The sequence below is a fragment of the Rhodanobacter sp. Root179 genome, from assembly GCF_001428465.1.
GTDB lineage: Bacteria > Pseudomonadota > Gammaproteobacteria > Xanthomonadales > Rhodanobacteraceae > Rhodanobacter.
In genome coordinates, this window is record NZ_LMHR01000081.1 from 22,800 (window position 1) to 38,059 (window position 15,260).

The window sequence follows — 15,260 nt, forward strand, 5'->3', positions numbered from 1 at the left end:
GGAAACGGGGCATAGGCCATAGGTCATGCGTGGCGAGCGAAAGTTCCTGCCGGTGGTGGGATGCCGGCGCGTCAGTAGACGTCGCGCCGGTAACGGCCGTGCTGGCGCAACTGCTCGACCCGCGTCGCTCCCAGCACCTCGTTCAACACCGCGTCGACCCCGGGCGCGAGACCGTCGAGGCTGCCGCAGACGTAGATCGCCGCACCCGCCTCGACCCATGCCAGCAAGTCATCGGCCGCCTCGCGCAGTCGCTGCTGCACGTGGATGCGCTCGGCCTGGTCGCGCGACCAGGCGAAATCGGCGCGCTCGATCCAGCCCGCCGCGAGCCAGCATTCGATGTCGTCGCGATGGAGAAAATCGTGCGCCTGCTGCCGTTCGCCGAACAGCAGCCAGTTGCGCCGGTGCCCGCCGCCGATGCGCGCCTTCAGCAAGGCGCGCAGTGCCGCCAGCCCGGTGCCGTTGCCGATCAGGATCATCGGCCGCCCATCCCGCGGCGCATGGAAGTTGCTGTTGCCGCGCACACGCAAGGCGATCTCGGCACCGATCGGCGCGTGCCCGGTCAGCCAGCCCGAACCGAGCCCGAGGTAACCGCCGCGGCCGCGCATCTGGCGCACCAGCAGGTGGATCGCGCCATCGTCCGGCAGCGAGGCGATCGAATACTCGCGATGCGGCAGCCACTGCAACAATGCCGCCACCGCCTCTTCATCCAGCCCGTCGACTTCGTCCGCTTCGGGCAGGCGGCAACGGGCCAGCAGTTCGGCCAGTGGCTGCCGCTGCTTCCGGTACGACACCGGCACGCGGCCATCCAGCGACTGCGCCGACAACCATGCCGCCACCCGTTCCGCAGCATGGCAGGGGCCGATCTCGACCAGGTCACCGGCCTGCCAGCTGGCACTGCCCTGCAGCGGCTGCAATGCCAGGTGGAAACAGGGATCGCCCACGCTGCCGGGATTCAGCAGGCGGCGCTCGACCAGGCGCCAGCGCTGGTACTTCGGTGCCTGCCAGTCGGGCAGATCGTTGACGCCCGACAGCATCGACAAGTGATGCTGCCAGTGGCGCAGGCTGGCCTCGTCCTCGCTGTCCACTTCGACCGGATCGAACAAGGCCTGTGCGCCGCTGGCCTGCAACCAACGCTGCAGCTGGCGACCGAAGCCGCAGAAATCCTCGTAATCACTGTCACCCAGGGCCAGCAGGCCGTAGCGCAGGCCGGCCAGCGCCTGCGCTTGCGACATGGCCTGCCGATTGAACGCCAGCGCCATGTCGGGCGGTTCGCCATCGCCGGTGGTGCTGGCCACGAACAGCACGCGGCAGGCGCGGCGCAGGTCGTCGACGGTGACGCCGTCGATGCCGTCCAGGCGCACCGCCATGCCGGCCGCCTGCAGGCTTTGCAGGGTCTGCCGCGCCAGTTGTTCGGCGAAACCGGTCTGGCTGGCGTAGATCACGCGCACCGTGGTGTCCGCCGCCGCCTGCGGGGTGACGGCGGCGCGATCCGCCACCGCCGTTGGTCGGCCGGCCGCCATGTCCAGCATCTTCGTGGGCTTGCGCGGCGTCACCGCTTGCCGATGACGCAACCAGCCGAGCAGGCCCAGCCATGCCAGCAGCACCAGCGCGACATCGAGCCAGCGCTCGCCACCCGGGTCGCGCCAGTGCAGGTCCTCGGCATGCAGCAACAGCAGCAGCGCCGAGAGCAGGCCAAAACCGCCCAGCAGGATCGCGTTGCCGAGCAGCGTGCGCCGTGCCGTGATCGCGTCGACCGGTTTCATCGGCGCAGTTCCGCCGCGAACGCCGGCGACATCCGCTGCTCGAAACCCTGCGCAGTGCGCACGATCATCAGCACGGCCAGACCGTGTCGGCGCGCGTAGGCCATGCCGCGCTCGGCGCCGAGCACGCTGAGCGTGGTGCCCAGCGGGTCAGCCTGCATGGCGGCGTCGGCCAGCACGCTGACCGAGGCTACTTGGTGGGGCACCGGCCAGCCGTTGCGCGGATCGATGTGGTGCGAATAGAACCGTCCGTTGTCCTCGAACACGTGGCGATAGTCGCCCGAGGTGGCGATCGCGCGCTCGTCCAGTTCGATCGTGCGGACCAGTTCGTCGGCGGCGTTCACCGCGCCGGCCGCCGCATCGGGCCGCTCGATGCCGACCCGCCACGGTATGCCATCCGGCTTGCGGCCGTGCGCCTTCAGTTCGCCACCGACCTCGACCAGCCACGCCGCCGCACCGATCCGCTGCAGGTAGCGGCCGACCTGGTCCACGCCGTAACCCTTGGCCACCGCGGACAGGTCCACGCAGACCCCGCCCGGCTGCCATGCACGATGAGCGACCGGATCGAGCTTCAGCTTCCACCAGCCGACCCGCGCCTTCGCCTGCTCGATCGCCGCTGCCGTCGGCGGTCGCCGCGGCCGCTGGTCGGGGCCGAAGCCCCACAGATTCACCAGCGGTCCCACGGTCGGGTCGTACGCGCCGTCGCTGTCCTCGGCCAGCTGCAACGCATGCTGCAAGACCTCGAAGAACTCCGGCGGCAAGGCCTGCCAGCTGCCGGCCGGCGCACGATTGAAGCGTGACAGCTCCGACTGCGGCCGGTACGTGCTCATCTGGCCGTCCACGCGATCCAGTTCGGCCTGGATGCCCCGCCGCACCTGTTCCGCCGATTGCGCGGACGGCAGCACCAGTTGCACCGACCAGGTGGTGCCCATGGTCTGGCCGTCCAGACGCTGCAGCTGCGCTGCCACCGGCGCGGCGACGGTCAAGAAGATCAAACAGACGGCCAGGCGCAGCAACGACATCCGGCTTACTCGGGCAGCACTTCGAGCGTCGCCGTATACGACAGGCGGCGCTTGCTGGCGAGCTTGCTGCCGCTGTTGCCGTCCTGCGTCGCGGCGTTGATCCAGTACATCCCCGCATGCGGCCAAGTCAGCTGGAACTTGCCGTCCCTGCCGGTCTGCGCGGTGATCTCGTCCTGTGCGTTGCGGTAGCGGGTGGCGCCGGCGATCGCGCTGACCCGGAGGTCGCCGGCCGGCTTGCCGTCCAGCAGCAGCTGGAATGTGGCCGGTTCGCCGGCGACCAGGTCGGTGACGCGGGTGACCGGCACCAGCTCCAGGCCCTGCCCGGTGGGTTTCAGTGCGGTTTCGTTCGGCTTGCCGTTGCTGATGAAGGTTTCCACCCGATTGCTGGACGCCGTCACCTGCACGTTCTTCGCCGCGCTGGGGATGGCCGAGCGCAGTTCGTCGGCCTTGCCCCGCCAGCGCTTTTTCTGGCCGTCCAGCTCGTAGCTGGCAGACAGACCGCTGCTGACCAGCGCCAGCTTGTACGTGCCCTGCTGGTTCAGTTGCAGGTCGAACACGCTGCGATATTTGCCGACGGCCTCATTCGCTGGTTTGGCCGTCTGGCCGTCCGGCGCGGTGATCACCAGCTGCTCCAGCGACGCCGCGTGATGGTCGGGATGGAACAGGTCGTTCGAGATCGCCGCATCCACGGTGACCCACGGATCGGCGCCGGCGACGTTGGTGGCCGACGGCAGCAGCCACATCTTGTGCGCCTGCGCCGCCAGCGGCGCGGCGATCGCCGCGGCCAGGACGATCCATTTCAGGGTGCGCTTGTGCATGTTCACTCCGGGCAATTCGGTAACGGGATTCACGGGTTGATGTCGAGGCTGACCGCGCCGAGTTCGCTGCTGCCCCGCGCGGTCAGGTGCTGCGTGGTGGCACCAGGCCAGGTGAACGGCACACGCACCACTTCGCGCCCGCCGACTTCGCGGGCGGCCTCCACGACCAGCACGTAATCGCCGGCAGCCAGCGTGCCCAGCGGCGCCTGGCCGTCGACGAAGTTCAACTGGTGCTGCCCGGCGAGCCGGGTGGCGCCGGAGACGCCGTCCACCGGCAACGCCAGCTCGCGACCTCCGCGACGCCACCACTGGCGCAGGTCGGGCAGCCACTTGTTGCCGGCACCCTCCTTGCTGTCCTTCTGTGCGTACCAAACGGCCAGCTGGGCAGCCACGCTGCGGTCGGCGCGCTCGATCCAGATCGCGGTGTACGGCCGGTGGTATTCGGCCACCTTCTGCTCGGGAATCTGCACGGTGAGGTTCAGCTCGGCCGCGGCCAGCGGCGTGGCCAAGGCCAGGGCGAAACAGGAAAGCAGCAGTCGACGCATCGCGGAAATTCCGTTCAATGGATGAAGATCAGCGCCAGCACCACCGGCAGCACCAGGCCTAAGGTCACCAGCGGCCAGGTAGAGGTGCGCCTCGCGGCGTGGAGTTTCAGCAGGAACAAGCCGGTGATCGCGAACACCAGGCAGGCCAGCGCGAACACGTCGAGGAACCAGCTCCACGCCGCGCCCGCGTTGCGACCCTTGTGCAGGTCGTTGAGATAGGCGATCGCGCCGCGCCGGGTCAGCTCGTATTCGACGGCGCCGCTGGCGCGGTCGATGCTGAGCCAGCCGTCGCCGCCGGGGCGCGGCAGCGACAGGTAGACCTCGTCCGCCGACCACTCGGCCACGCGGCCGGCCACGTGCGCCTGCAACTGATCGTCGAGCCACGCACCCACCGCCGTCGGCAGCGCGGCCTTGCGCGCGTCATCGCCGCCGACCGCAACACGCAGCTCCGTGGGCAACACGAGGTTGCGATGAGTCACCTGCGGCGTGGCCTCGATCTGCCGCGCATGGTTCAGCGTGATCCCGGTCAGTGCGAACAGCAGCAGGCCGATCAGGCACAGCGCCGAACTGATCCAGTGCCACTGGTGCAGTTGCCGCATCCAGAACGCGCGGCGTTGCGGTGTGGCAGATTCGAGTTGTGCTGGCGACTGTCCCATCGGTGTCCGTGGCTCGCACCCCTGCCACGCCGCGGGAGTGCGGCGACAGGCAAGGGCCATTCATGCGATGCGCGGCGGCGGCGAGCCGGCCGCGCGGATGCTGCCATTAGACAGTAAACAAGAATCAATCTCAATAACTAGCGTGCGTTTTCCGGCTGGCGCGGCCTGTCAGCGGTCGTCGCGGGTCCAGATGGCGCCGTCTTCCTCGCGCACCGGGAAGCTGGCGATCGGCTCGTAGGCCGGCGGCTTGGTCACGGCGCCGGTGCGCAGATCGAAGCGGGCGCCGTGGCGCGGGCATTCCACTTCGAAGCCGAACACTTCGCCACCGGCCAGGTCACCGCCGTCGTGGGTGCAGGTGTCCTCGACCGCGTACAGCGCGCCGTCGATGTTGTACACCGCGATCGGCGTGTCGCCGTCCCACACCACCTTGTATTCACCCGGCAGGAAGTCGCTGCGGGTGCCGACTTTCACCCAGCCGTTCATGCCGCCACCTCGTCGAAGTCCTTGCGCAGCACCTCGAAGCGCAAGTCGTCGCGACGGGGAATGCCGAAGCGCTCGTCGCCATAGGGGAACGGCTGGTATTCGCCGGTGCGGCGGTAACCGCGACGGCCGTACCAGGCGATCAGTTCCTCGCGCTGCACGATCACCGTCATGCGCATCGCACGGCAGCGCCACTCCTCGCGTGCGATCCGCTCGGCCTCCGCCAGTACCTGCTTGCCCAGGCCGCTGCCCTGCCCGCCGGGGTCGACCGCGAACATGCCGAAATAGCCGGCGTCGCCCTGGCGCTCGATGTGGCAGCTGGCCTTGATCCGGCCATCGCATTCGGCGAGCAGGATGCGACTGTCGGGGCGTCCGATCAGCGCGCCGACGTCGGCCGCATCGGTGCGCCGGCCGTCGAGCAGGTGCGATTCGGTGGTCCAGCCGCGCAGGCCGGACTCGCCGCGATAGGCTGATTCGACCAGGGCCACGATGGTATCGACATCGGCACTCGATGCCTGGCGGAAAACGGGAAGCGTCTGTTCGGTCATGCGCGAATCATAGTGCGTGGCCCGGCGCCTCCACCATGATCTGCAACAGCCTGCCGCTCAGGCAGACGCGTCCGGCTTGCGCCCCGCTTCGTAGACCTTCAGATGCGCGTAGACGACGGCCAGCAACGAAGCCTCGCCGCCGACGCGCTCGGCACGTGCCAGCATGTCGCCGATCACGTGGTCGGCCTCGATCGGATGGCCGTGCTGCAGGTCGCGCAACATCGAGGCGGCCAGCGTCGATGCCGGATCGGTGAGGATGCCGCGAGCCCGTTCCAGCACGCGCTCGCCGGGCGCGTACCCTGCCCGCTCCGCCACCGCGCGGCATTCCTCCAGCAGGGCCAGCGTCGCCGCGCGACCGCCGGGAGCGGCGACGATCTCGCCGACCGCGCCGCGCAGCAGGCAGGTGATGCCGGCCAGCGTGGCGAGAAAGATCCACTTGTCCCACATCTCCTGCACCACGTTGCTGCTGGGGCGCGAGTCGAAGCCCGCGTCGGCGAAGGCCGCAGTGATGGCCTGCATCCGCGGCGAGGCGCTGCCGTCGCGCTCGCCGAAGGTGAGCCCGTGCAGCGTGTTGAGGTGCTGCACCGCGCCGTGCGCATCGAGTGTGGCGGAGATCACGCACTGGCCGCCCAGCACGTGTTCGGCGCCGAATTTCGCGTCCAGCAGGTCCAGTTGGCGCATGCCGTTGAGCAGCGGCAGGATCGCCGTCCGCGGCCCGACCGCCGGGGCGATGTCGGCCATCGCCTGTTCCAGCCCGTACGCCTTGCAGCCGAGCACGATCAGGTCGAACGGATCGCGCAGCTCGCCGGTGGTCAGCGTGGGCGGCGCCGTCAGCTCGGCGTCGCCGGTGGCGCTGCGGATCACCAGGCCGTGCTGCGCCAGCTGCCGCGCGCGGGCTTCGCGCATCAGGAAGGTCACGTCGCGTCCGTGCTGCAGCAGGCGTCCGCCGAAGTAGCCGCCGGTGGCGCCGGCACCCACGATCAGGATGCGCATGTCAGTCTCCCTTGGTCGTGCCGGCGGCGGCCGATTGCATGCGAGCGGCCTGGGCGTCCTTGTCGCTCCACAGGCCATTCATCCACGCCTTGACCCGGCCACGGAAGGCCGCGTCCTCGTCGTAGCTGCCGAGCAGGCCGGCATCAATCGCACGCTCGCGCACATGCACGCGAATGTCGTGCACGCGCCCGCCGATCAGGTCCATCATCGTGCACGGGCCTTCCGGATAGACGATGGTGACGTCGACGATCGCTTGCAGGGCCTCGCCCATCGCGTCGAGCACGAAGGCCACGCCGCCGGCCTTGGGCCGCAGCAGGTATCGATACGGCGACGACTGCGCGTCGTGCTTGGCCGGCGTGAAGCGCGTGCCCTCGGCAAAATTCATCACCGACACCGGCATGTGCCGGAATTTCTCGCAGGCCTTGCGGGTCGCCTCGCGATCCTTGCCCTGCAATTCGGGATGACGCAGCAGGGTCTGCCGCGAGTAGCGTTTCATGAAAGGGAAATCCAGCGCCCACCACGCCTGGCCCAACAGCGGCACCCAGATCAGTTCCTGCTTCAGGAAGAAGCGCATGAACGGAATGCGCCGATTGAACACCTTCTGCAACACCGGGATGTCGACCCAGCTCTGGTGGTTGCTCAGCACCAGGTAGCTCCGGTCGCGGTGCAGCCCTTCCAGCCCCTCGACCTGCCAGCGGATGCGGGTGAACACGCCGAACAGGACGTTGTTGACGCCGATCCAGCTTTCCGCGATCAGCACCAGCGCGCGCGAAAGCGGGCGGCGCACGAAGCCAAGCGGAATGACCACCTTGAGCAGCGCAAGGGTGAACAGCGGCAGCACGTGCAACAGGATATTCAGCAGGAGCAGCAGCATCGCCAGCGGGATGCGCAGCACGGAAGGCAGGAAGGCAAGCATGGGTGGACTACACAGGGAAAGCTGCCGACCATGATGCCTTGCGCGGGCCGGAAGAGCCATGCTTGCGGCCACGAAAAGCCGGCCGTTTCACATCAGCAGCTTGCGCACCTTGAGCAGGGCCACGATGAAGGCATCGACTTCCTCGCGCGTGTTGTAGAACGCCAGCGAGGCACGCAGGGTGGACGGCACGCCGAAGAACTGCATCAGCGGATGCGCGCAGTGATGCCCGGAACGCACCGCCACGCCCTGCAGGTCCAGCAAGGTGGCCAGGTCGGTCGCCTGGGTGCCGTCGATCAGGAACGAGATCACCGGTTCCTTCTCGGCCGCCTCGCCGATGATGCGCAGGCCGGGAATCTCGCGCAGGCGTTCGGTGGCGTAGGCCAGCAACTGCTGTTCCCACGCATGGATCGCTTCGAAGCCCACCGACTGGTAGTAGTCGATCGCGGCGAACAGGCCCACGAAGCCGGCGATGTTCGGCGTGCCCGCCTCGAACTTGTGCGGCGCCTCGGCGAAGGTGGTGCCGTCGAAACGCACCTCGCGGATCATCTCGCCGCCACCGAAGAACGGCGGCATCGCATCGAGATGCTCGCGCCTGGCCCACAGCGCGCCGGTGCCGGTGGGGCCGAGCATCTTGTGCCCGGTCAGCGCATAGAAGTCGCAACCCAGCGCCTGCACGTCGACCGGCCGGTGCGGTACCGCCTGCGAACCGTCCACCAGCAGCGCGATGCCTCGCTTCCTGCACTCGCGGGCGATCTCGCGCACCGGGTTGACCGTGCCCAGCACGTTGGAAACCTGGGTGACGCAGGCCAGCTTCACTTCCGGCGTCAGCATGGCGATGTACTGCTCGAGGATCAGCTCGCCGCGCTGGTCGATCGGCGCAGCCTTCACCGTGGCGCCGCTGCGCTGGGCGACCAGCTGCCACGGCACGATATTGGCGTGGTGCTCCATCACCGTGGTGAGGATCGCGTCGCCCGGCTGCAGCCGCGGCAGGGCATAACTGTAGGCCACCAGGTTGGTGGCCTGGGTGGTGCCGGAGGTAAGAACCAGCTCGTTGCGCGACGGCGCGTTGATGAAGCGCGCCAGCTTGTCGCGCGCGCCTTCGTACGCCGCGGTGGCTTCCTCGCCCAACTGGTGCACCGCGCGCGACACGTTGGCGTTGTGCTCGCGGTAGTGCTCGTTCATCGCCTCGATCACCGGCAACGGTTTCTGGCTGGTGTTCGCGTTGTCGAAATACACCAGCGGCTTGCCATGCACCGTGCGCGACAGCAGCGGGAAGTCCGCGCGGATGCGCTGGATGTCAAAGACGGTGGCGGGGCTGGCTGTGGTGTTCATTCAAGGAATCCGGTTGGCTCCCTCCCCTGCCTGCAGGGGAGGGTTGGGGTGGGGACGCTCTTTGCCGCGAGAGCACTACCCCCTCCCAGCCTCCCCCTGCAGGCAGGGGGAGGAGATAAACATCATTCCGGCAATTGTGCGATCAGCAGGCTGGCCAGGTGTTCGCGCAACCCGGGGTTCGGCAGGTCATCCAGCATGGCACGGCAGAACGCGGCGGTCAGCAGCGCGCGCGCCTCGGCCAGCGGGATGCCGCGCGAGCGCAAATAGAACAGCGAACGCTCGTCGAGCTGGCCGACCGTGGCGCCGTGAGCAGCCTGCACCTCGTCGGCGTAGATCTCCAGTTCGGGCTTGGTGTCGATCTCGGCACCCGCCGACAGCAGCAGGTTCTTGTTGCTGAGGCTGGCGTCGCTGCCGTCGGCACCGGGCGCCACCACGATGGCGCCGCGGAACACGCCACGGGCACGATCGTTGGCCACGCCGCGCCAGTTCGAGCTGGAAGCGGTGTTCAGCGCCTGGTGGCGGATCGCCAGCTGGGTGTCGATGTGCTGGCGCCCGTGCGGCATGAACACGCCGCGCGTGTGCAGCTTCGCCTCGTCACCCAGCAGTTCGACCTGCAGGTCGTGGCGCACCAGGGCGCCGCCCAGTTCGACCACGTGCAGGGTCGCTTCGCTGCGCGCCTGCAGGCGCAGGTGGCTGTGCCGGATCAGGTTCGCCGCCGACGCCGCGTTCTGCAGCATGACGTGATGCAGCTTTGCGCCCGCGCCCACGTGGATGTCGCTGACGAAGGTGGCCAGTTGCGCCTGACCGCCGTCGCCAAGGTGCTGCTCGACCAGGGTGAGCGACGCGCCCTCGCCCAGCTCGATCAGGTTGCGCGCATGCCAGGCCAGCTCCGCCTCGCCGTCCGCACCGACGAAGACCAGTTGCACCGGCGCCGCGATCGTGGCGCGGGCGGCCACGCTCAGCACCATGCCGTCGGCGGCGCTGGCGGCGTTGATCCGCGCGAAGGCATCGGCGGCACCGTGCGCCTCGGCACGGGTAGCGGATCGCGACCAGCCGAAGCGCAACGGCTCGGCGTCGTCCTTCAACACGCGCGACAGCGGCTGCAGGGTGAGCCCGTCGGGCAGCGCGTCCAGCGTCGACAGGTCGGCCCGGAACACGCCGTTGACGAAGACCAGTCGCGCGCCCTCGACGCCGGGCAGGGTAAGCAGCGAAGGATCGACGGCGCGGCCGGACGCGGCCGCGTCGCCGTGGGCGAAGCGGCGCTGGGCCAGGCCGCGCAAGGCGGTGTACTTCCACGCCTCGATCCGGGTATCGGGCAGGCCGGTGCTGGCGAACGCGTCGCGACTTTCCTGCCGCGCGGCATCCAGCCAGGCAATGCCGCTGGCCGGCAGCGGCGCGTCGAGCAGCGACTCGACCAGGGGCAAGGTGGCCGGCTGGGTCATGCCACCGCTCCGTGCCTCACGCCGGCATAGCCCTGTTCTTCCAGCCGCAGGGCCAGCGACTTGTCGCCGCTCTCGACGATGCGGCCGTCAGCCAGCACGTGCACGAAATCCGGCACCACGTAGTCGAGCAGGCGCTGGTAGTGCGTGATCATCAGGAACGCGCGCCCGGGCGAGCGCAGCGTGTTGACGCCTTGCGCCACCTGCTTCAGCGCGTCGATGTCCAGGCCCGAGTCGGTCTCGTCGAGAATCGCCAGCTGCGGCTCCAGCACCGCCATCTGGAAGATCTCGTTGCGCTTCTTCTCGCCGCCGGAGAAACCTTCGTTGACGGCACGGTGCAGCAGCTCGTCGGAGATCTGCATCACCTTCAGCTTCTCGCGCACCAGCTTGAGGAAGGCCATCGAATCGAGTTCCTTCTCGCCGCGCTGCTTGCGCTGCGCATTGAGTGCCGCGCGCAGGAAATAGGTGTTGTTGACGCCGGGAATCTCCACCGGGTACTGGAACGCCAGGAACACGCCGGCCGCCGCCCGCGCTTCCGGTTCCAGCGCCAGCAGGTCGATGCCGTTGTAGCTCACCGTGCCCGCCGTCACCTCGTAGCCGTCGCGGCCGGACAGCACATTGCCCAGGGTGGACTTGCCTGCGCCGTTCGGCCCCATGATCGCGTGCACCTCGCCCGCGTTCACGGTGAGGCTGAGCCCCTTGAGGATTTCCTTGCCCTCGACGCGGGCGTGCAGGTTTTCGATTTTCAGCATGGTTTTGAGCCGGGAATGGGGAATGGGGAATGGGGAATAGAAAAAAGCAGGCGACGCGGCAGTCTGGAAGGGAGCGGGAACGGGGCTTTTACTATTCCCCATTCCCTACTCCCGATTCCCTGCTCTAACCCACCGCACCTTCCAGCGACACCTCAAGCAGCTTCTTCGCCTCCACCGCGAACTCCATCGGCAGTTCACGGAAGACCTGCTTGCAGAAGCCGTCGACGATCATCGACACGGCGTCTTCCTCGGCGATGCCGCGACTGCGGCAGTAGAACATCTGCTCGTCGGAGATCTTCGAGGTGGTCGCCTCGTGCTCGACGATGGCGCTGGGATTCTTCACTTCCATGTACGGGAAGGTGTGCGCACCGCACTGCTTGCCGATCAGCAGGCTGTCGCACTGGGTGTAGTTGCGCGCGCCCTCGGCGCCCTTCTCCATCTTCACCAGGCCGCGGTAGCTGTTGGAACTCCTGCCGGCGCTGATGCCCTTGGAGACGATCTTGGACTTGGTGTGCTTGCCGAGGTGGATCATCTTGGTGCCGGTGTCGGCCTGCTGGAAGTGATGGGTCAGCGCGACGGAGTAGAACTCGCCCACCGAACGATCGCCGCGCAGCACCACGGACGGGTATTTCCAGGTGATCGCCGAACCGGTTTCGACCTGGGTCCAGCTGATCTTCGAATCGTCGCCGCGGCAGTCGCCGCGCTTGGTCACGAAGTTGTAGATGCCGCCCACGCCGTTCTCGTCGCCGGGGTACCAGTTCTGCACGGTGGAATACTTGATCTGCGCCTTCTCCAGCGCCACCAGCTCGACCACCGCCGCGTGCAGCTGGTTCTCGTCGCGCTTCGGTGCGGTGCAGCCTTCGAGGTAGGACACGTGGGCGCCCTCCTCGGCCACGATCAGGGTGCGCTCGAACTGGCCGGTGTTCTGCGCGTTGATGCGGAAATACGTGCTCAGTTCCATCGGGCAGCGCACGCCTTTCGGAATGAACACGAAGCTGCCGTCGGAGAACACCGCCGAGTTCAGCGCCGCGAAGAAGTTGTCGCCGGTGGGCACCACGCTGCCCAGGTATTTCTGCACGATCCCGGGATACTCGCGGATCGCCTCGCTCATCGAGCAGAACAGCACGCCGGCGTCGGCCAGCTGCTTGCGGAAGGTGGTGCCGACCGAGACCGAGTCGAACACCGCATCCACCGCCACGCCGGCCAGCGCGGCGCGCTCGTGCAGCGGAATGCCCAGCTTCTCGTAGGTTTCCAGCAGGGCCGGGTCGACTTCGTCCAGCGACTTGGGCTGCTTCTTGGGCGCGGCGTAGTAGCTGATCGCCTGGTAGTCGATCGGATCGATGTTGAGCTTGGCCCAGTCGGGCTTGGGCATGGTCAGCCAATGGCGAAAGGCGTCCAGCCGCCAGTTCGTCATCCACTCCGGTTCGCCCTTGACCGCCGAGATCGCGCGCACGGTGTCTTCGTCCAGGCCAGGCGGCAGGCCGGTCATCTCGATCTGGGTGACGAAGCCGGCGCTGTAGCTGCGGCCTAGTGCCTCGGCAACGGCGGCGTTGTCGCGCAACGCGGTGGCGGTGCTGCTCTGCTCGTTCATGATCTCGTTCATTCGGTGGTGACCCGGCGGGATTTGGCCGGCATCGCGATGTCGCTGATGGCCACGGAGGCGATCCGTCGCGACGGCCGCGGCGGTTGCGGCTTCAGCATGTCGGCCAGGCTGACCGCGCGCAGCGCGTTGTCCAGCACGTTGTTGACCAGTTGCCAGCTGCCGCGCACGCCGCACTGCGCCTCGCGATCGCACTGGCCTTCGGCCATGCTGCATTCGGTCATGCCGATCGGGCCTTCGATCGCCTCGACGATCTCGACCAGCGAAATGTCGGCAGCCGCGCGCGCCAGCCGGTAGCCGCCATTGACGCCGCGGAACGATTCGACCAGCGCGGCGTGGCCCAGCGCCTTCAGCAACTTGCTCACGGTGGGCAGCTCCAGCCGCGTCTCGTCGGCGATCTGCACCGCGCTCAGCACCTCGGTCGGGTGCGCAGCGATGCAGGTCATCACCACGGTGGCGTAATCGGTCAGTCGGCTGACGCGGAGCATGGGGCGCTCGGAACGGGCTTGAATCAGGACTGAAATGGTACTGATTAGAGCCCTCGCGGTCAATAAAGCCCCGCCGCCTCGTCACGACGGCAGCGGATCGCTAAGCTGGAATTCTCCCGTAGCCCAGCGTTGCCATGACCCCGATCGCCGACCGCGCCACCATCCGCCTTGCCTGGACCCGAAGCATCCTCGACGATGCCTCGCTGACCCTCGAATCCGCCTCGGCCGACGCCAGCTTCCGCAGCTACTGGCGCACCCGGCATGCCGGCCAGAGCTGGATCGTGATGGACTCGCCGCCGGCGCAGGAGGACCCGCGCCCGTGGCTGGAAATCGGCGCGCGCCTGTCCGCCGCCGGGCTGCACGTGCCACAGGTGCGGGCGCACGATCTCGAACAGGGCCTGCTGTTGATCGAGGATCTCGGCTCGCGGCTCTACCTGCCCGCGTTGAACGAGGGCACGGTGGACGCGCTGTACGGCGACGCGCTGGAAGCTTTGCTGCGCATGCAGCGCGAGGCGGACACGAACGGCCTGCCTGCGTACGACCATGCCTTCCTGCAACGCGAACTGGAGATCATGCCGGAGTGGTTCCTGCGCCGGCACCTCGGCTGCACGCCCGAATGCGAGGAATGGGACGTGCTGGAATCGGCCTTCACCGTGCTGCTGAAAAGCGCCCTGGAACAGCCGCGCTGCTTCGTGCATCGCGACTACCACAGCCGCAACCTACTGATCACCGCGCACGACAACCCGGGCATCATCGACTTCCAGGGCGCGCTGCACGGGCCGATCACCTACGACCTCGCCTCGCTGCTGCGCGACTGCTACATCGTGTGGGATCGCGCCCGGGTCGAGGCCTGGGCCGAAGGCCATCGCCTGCGTCTGCTCGGCGCCGGCCTGATCGAACCGGCGGTCAGTCGCGAACGCTTTTTGCGCTGGTTCGACCTGATCGGCCTGCAGCGGCACATCAAGGTGCTGGGCATCTTCTGCCGGTTGTACTACCGCGACGGCAAGTCCGGCTATCTCGACGACCTGCCCCGCGTGTACGACTACGTGATCGAGGTGGCGGCGCGTTACCCCGAGCTGGCCGACTTCGTGGCCTTCCTGCAACGCCAGGTGGGCACACGCGACCTGCGCCAGGCGGCAGCGGCATGAGGCACGCGCTGATCTTTGCCGCCGGCCTCGGCGAGCGCATGCGCCCGTTGACCGATCACACGCCCAAGCCGCTGCTCCGCGTCGGCGGCAAGCCGCTGATCGTGCGGCATCTGGAGAAGCTCGCCGCCGCCGGCGTGAACTACGTGGTGATCAACACCTCGCATCTCGCCGAACAGTTTCCCGAAGCATTGGGCGACGGCTCGCGCTGGGGCCTGCGCATCCGTTACGCCTACGAAGGGCCGATACCGCTGGAAACCGGTGGCGGCATGCTGAACGCGCTGCCGCTGCTGGGCAGCGAGCCGTTCCTGGTGGTGAGCGGCGACGTGTGGTGCGACGCCGACTTCGGCCGGCTGCCCGCCGAGCCTCGCGGCCTTGTGCATCTGCTGTTGACCGACAACCCCGCCCATCATCCCGGCGGCGATTTCCGGCTGGACGCGATGGGACAGGTCCACGGCGACGGCGAACCCCGGCTGACCTACAGCGGCATCGGCGTGTTCCGCCGCGAGTTGCTGGACGACTGGGCCGGGGCGGTCGGTGCCGCAGCGGGCGCCGACGCGAAGCCGCCACGGTTCAAGCTGCGGCCGCTGCTGGAGGCGGCGATGGCGCGGGGGCAGATCGGCGGTACGCACCATCGGGGCGCGTGGACCGATGTGGGTACGCCGCAGCGGCTGGCGGAGCTGGAGGACGGGTTACGGGGGTAAGGTGAGGCGCGTCTCATGCAAAAAAAACGGCCCGGATTGCACCGGGCCGTTTTCGTTCGGCT

General features: G+C 68.1%; 16 protein-coding genes. 2 read left to right on the forward strand and 14 right to left on the reverse strand.

What is annotated here, in order from left to right; translation table 11 throughout:
• Nucleotides 1-71 precede the first annotated feature (71 nt).
• The 14 genes from ASD82_RS11130 to ASD82_RS11195 all read right to left on the reverse strand — a co-directional run bounded on the left by ASD82_RS11130 (nucleotide 72) and on the right by ASD82_RS11195 (nucleotide 13,349).
• Nucleotides 72-1,763, reverse strand: a complete 1,692-nt coding sequence (locus ASD82_RS11130; RefSeq protein ID WP_056717912.1) for a sulfite reductase flavoprotein subunit alpha — start codon at nucleotides 1,761-1,763, stop codon at nucleotides 72-74.
• Entirely contained in the window at nucleotides 1,760-2,782 is a 1,023-nt protein-coding gene (locus tag ASD82_RS11135) for an FAD:protein FMN transferase (RefSeq protein WP_056717913.1), read from the reverse strand. The genes ASD82_RS11130 and ASD82_RS11135 overlap by 4 nt, the downstream gene beginning before the upstream one ends.
• A gap of 5 nt (nucleotides 2,783-2,787) precedes the next feature.
• Nucleotides 2,788-3,600: a DUF4198 domain-containing protein gene (locus ASD82_RS11140; RefSeq protein ID WP_056717971.1), complete on the reverse strand. Its 813-nt coding sequence runs from the start codon at nucleotides 3,598-3,600 to the stop codon at nucleotides 2,788-2,790.
• Nucleotides 3,601-3,629: 29 nt separating this feature from the next.
• Entirely contained in the window at nucleotides 3,630-4,145 is a 516-nt protein-coding gene (locus tag ASD82_RS11145; RefSeq protein ID WP_056717914.1) for a DUF2271 domain-containing protein, read from the reverse strand.
• A gap of 14 nt (nucleotides 4,146-4,159) precedes the next feature.
• A complete protein-coding gene (locus ASD82_RS11150) occupies nucleotides 4,160-4,801 on the reverse strand; it encodes a PepSY-associated TM helix domain-containing protein (RefSeq protein WP_056717915.1) in 642 nt (213 codons plus the stop codon).
• Between the two features lie 168 nt (nucleotides 4,802-4,969).
• On the reverse strand, nucleotides 4,970-5,284 hold the full coding sequence (locus ASD82_RS11155) for a non-heme iron oxygenase ferredoxin subunit (protein ID WP_007804550.1): 315 nt from the start codon (nucleotides 5,282-5,284) through the stop codon (nucleotides 4,970-4,972).
• Complete coding sequence (locus ASD82_RS11160; RefSeq protein ID WP_056717916.1) at nucleotides 5,281-5,829, reverse strand: GNAT family N-acetyltransferase; 549 nt, start codon at nucleotides 5,827-5,829, stop codon at nucleotides 5,281-5,283. The genes ASD82_RS11155 and ASD82_RS11160 overlap by 4 nt, the downstream gene beginning before the upstream one ends.
• 57 nt (nucleotides 5,830-5,886) lie before the next feature.
• Nucleotides 5,887-6,822: a 2-dehydropantoate 2-reductase gene (gene panE / locus ASD82_RS11165; protein ID WP_056717917.1), complete on the reverse strand. Its 936-nt coding sequence runs from the start codon at nucleotides 6,820-6,822 to the stop codon at nucleotides 5,887-5,889.
• Nucleotide 6,823: 1 nt separating this feature from the next.
• Nucleotides 6,824-7,738, reverse strand: coding sequence for an acyltransferase (locus ASD82_RS11170; RefSeq protein WP_056717918.1), 915 nt, complete (start codon nucleotides 7,736-7,738; stop codon nucleotides 6,824-6,826).
• 87 nt (nucleotides 7,739-7,825) lie between these two features.
• Nucleotides 7,826-9,070, reverse strand: coding sequence for a cysteine desulfurase (locus ASD82_RS11175; RefSeq protein ID WP_056717919.1), 1,245 nt, complete (start codon nucleotides 9,068-9,070; stop codon nucleotides 7,826-7,828).
• 122 nt (nucleotides 9,071-9,192) lie between these two features.
• A complete protein-coding gene (gene sufD, locus ASD82_RS11180) occupies nucleotides 9,193-10,512 on the reverse strand; it encodes a Fe-S cluster assembly protein SufD (RefSeq protein WP_056717920.1) in 1,320 nt (439 codons plus the stop codon).
• The gene (sufC, locus tag ASD82_RS11185) at nucleotides 10,509-11,261 is read right to left on the reverse strand and encodes a Fe-S cluster assembly ATPase SufC (RefSeq protein ID WP_007804539.1); all 753 of its coding nucleotides are present in this window, start codon (nucleotides 11,259-11,261) and stop codon (nucleotides 10,509-10,511) included. The genes sufD and sufC overlap by 4 nt, the downstream gene beginning before the upstream one ends.
• Nucleotides 11,262-11,385: 124 nt before the next feature.
• A complete protein-coding gene (gene sufB, locus ASD82_RS11190) occupies nucleotides 11,386-12,852 on the reverse strand; it encodes a Fe-S cluster assembly protein SufB (RefSeq protein WP_200946058.1) in 1,467 nt (488 codons plus the stop codon).
• 8 nt (nucleotides 12,853-12,860) lie between these two features.
• Nucleotides 12,861-13,349 (reverse strand): SUF system Fe-S cluster assembly regulator, encoded by a 489-nt coding sequence (locus ASD82_RS11195; RefSeq protein ID WP_056717922.1) that lies wholly within the window; start codon nucleotides 13,347-13,349, stop codon nucleotides 12,861-12,863.
• Between the two features lie 134 nt (nucleotides 13,350-13,483).
• On the opposite strand from ASD82_RS11195, the gene ASD82_RS11200 reads away from it, so the two are divergent.
• Together ASD82_RS11200 and murU are read left to right on the forward strand one after the other, a co-directional pair.
• The gene (locus ASD82_RS11200) at nucleotides 13,484-14,497 is read left to right on the forward strand and encodes a phosphotransferase (protein ID WP_056717923.1); all 1,014 of its coding nucleotides are present in this window, start codon (nucleotides 13,484-13,486) and stop codon (nucleotides 14,495-14,497) included.
• Nucleotides 14,494-15,198, forward strand: a complete 705-nt coding sequence (gene murU, locus ASD82_RS11205; RefSeq protein WP_056717924.1) for an N-acetylmuramate alpha-1-phosphate uridylyltransferase MurU — start codon at nucleotides 14,494-14,496, stop codon at nucleotides 15,196-15,198. The genes ASD82_RS11200 and murU overlap by 4 nt, the downstream gene beginning before the upstream one ends.
• Nucleotides 15,199-15,260: the final 62 nt, after the last annotated feature.

Coding starts and splice junctions, on each gene's coding strand:
- sufC (WP_007804539.1), bottom strand. CDS start 11,261: ATGCTGAAAATCGAAAACCTGCACGCCCGCGTCGAGGGCAAGGAAATC.
- ASD82_RS11150 (WP_056717915.1), bottom strand. CDS start 4,801: ATGGGACAGTCGCCAGCACAACTCGAATCTGCCACACCGCAACGCCGC.
- ASD82_RS11200 (WP_056717923.1), top strand. CDS start 13,484: ATGACCCCGATCGCCGACCGCGCCACCATCCGCCTTGCCTGGACCCGA.
- ASD82_RS11145 (WP_056717914.1), bottom strand. CDS start 4,145: ATGCGTCGACTGCTGCTTTCCTGTTTCGCCCTGGCCTTGGCCACGCCG.
- murU (WP_056717924.1), top strand. CDS start 14,494: ATGAGGCACGCGCTGATCTTTGCCGCCGGCCTCGGCGAGCGCATGCGC.
- panE (WP_056717917.1), bottom strand. CDS start 6,822: ATGCGCATCCTGATCGTGGGTGCCGGCGCCACCGGCGGCTACTTCGGC.
- ASD82_RS11130 (WP_056717912.1), bottom strand. CDS start 1,763: ATGAAACCGGTCGACGCGATCACGGCACGGCGCACGCTGCTCGGCAAC.
- ASD82_RS11140 (WP_056717971.1), bottom strand. CDS start 3,600: ATGCACAAGCGCACCCTGAAATGGATCGTCCTGGCCGCGGCGATCGCC.
- sufD (WP_056717920.1), bottom strand. CDS start 10,512: ATGACCCAGCCGGCCACCTTGCCCCTGGTCGAGTCGCTGCTCGACGCG.
- ASD82_RS11135 (WP_056717913.1), bottom strand. CDS start 2,782: ATGTCGTTGCTGCGCCTGGCCGTCTGTTTGATCTTCTTGACCGTCGCC.
- sufB (WP_200946058.1), bottom strand. CDS start 12,852: ATGAACGAGCAGAGCAGCACCGCCACCGCGTTGCGCGACAACGCCGCC.
- ASD82_RS11195 (WP_056717922.1), bottom strand. CDS start 13,349: ATGCTCCGCGTCAGCCGACTGACCGATTACGCCACCGTGGTGATGACC.
- ASD82_RS11160 (WP_056717916.1), bottom strand. CDS start 5,829: ATGACCGAACAGACGCTTCCCGTTTTCCGCCAGGCATCGAGTGCCGAT.
- ASD82_RS11170 (WP_056717918.1), bottom strand. CDS start 7,738: ATGCTTGCCTTCCTGCCTTCCGTGCTGCGCATCCCGCTGGCGATGCTG.
- ASD82_RS11155 (WP_007804550.1), bottom strand. CDS start 5,284: ATGAACGGCTGGGTGAAAGTCGGCACCCGCAGCGACTTCCTGCCGGGT.
- ASD82_RS11175 (WP_056717919.1), bottom strand. CDS start 9,070: ATGAACACCACAGCCAGCCCCGCCACCGTCTTTGACATCCAGCGCATC.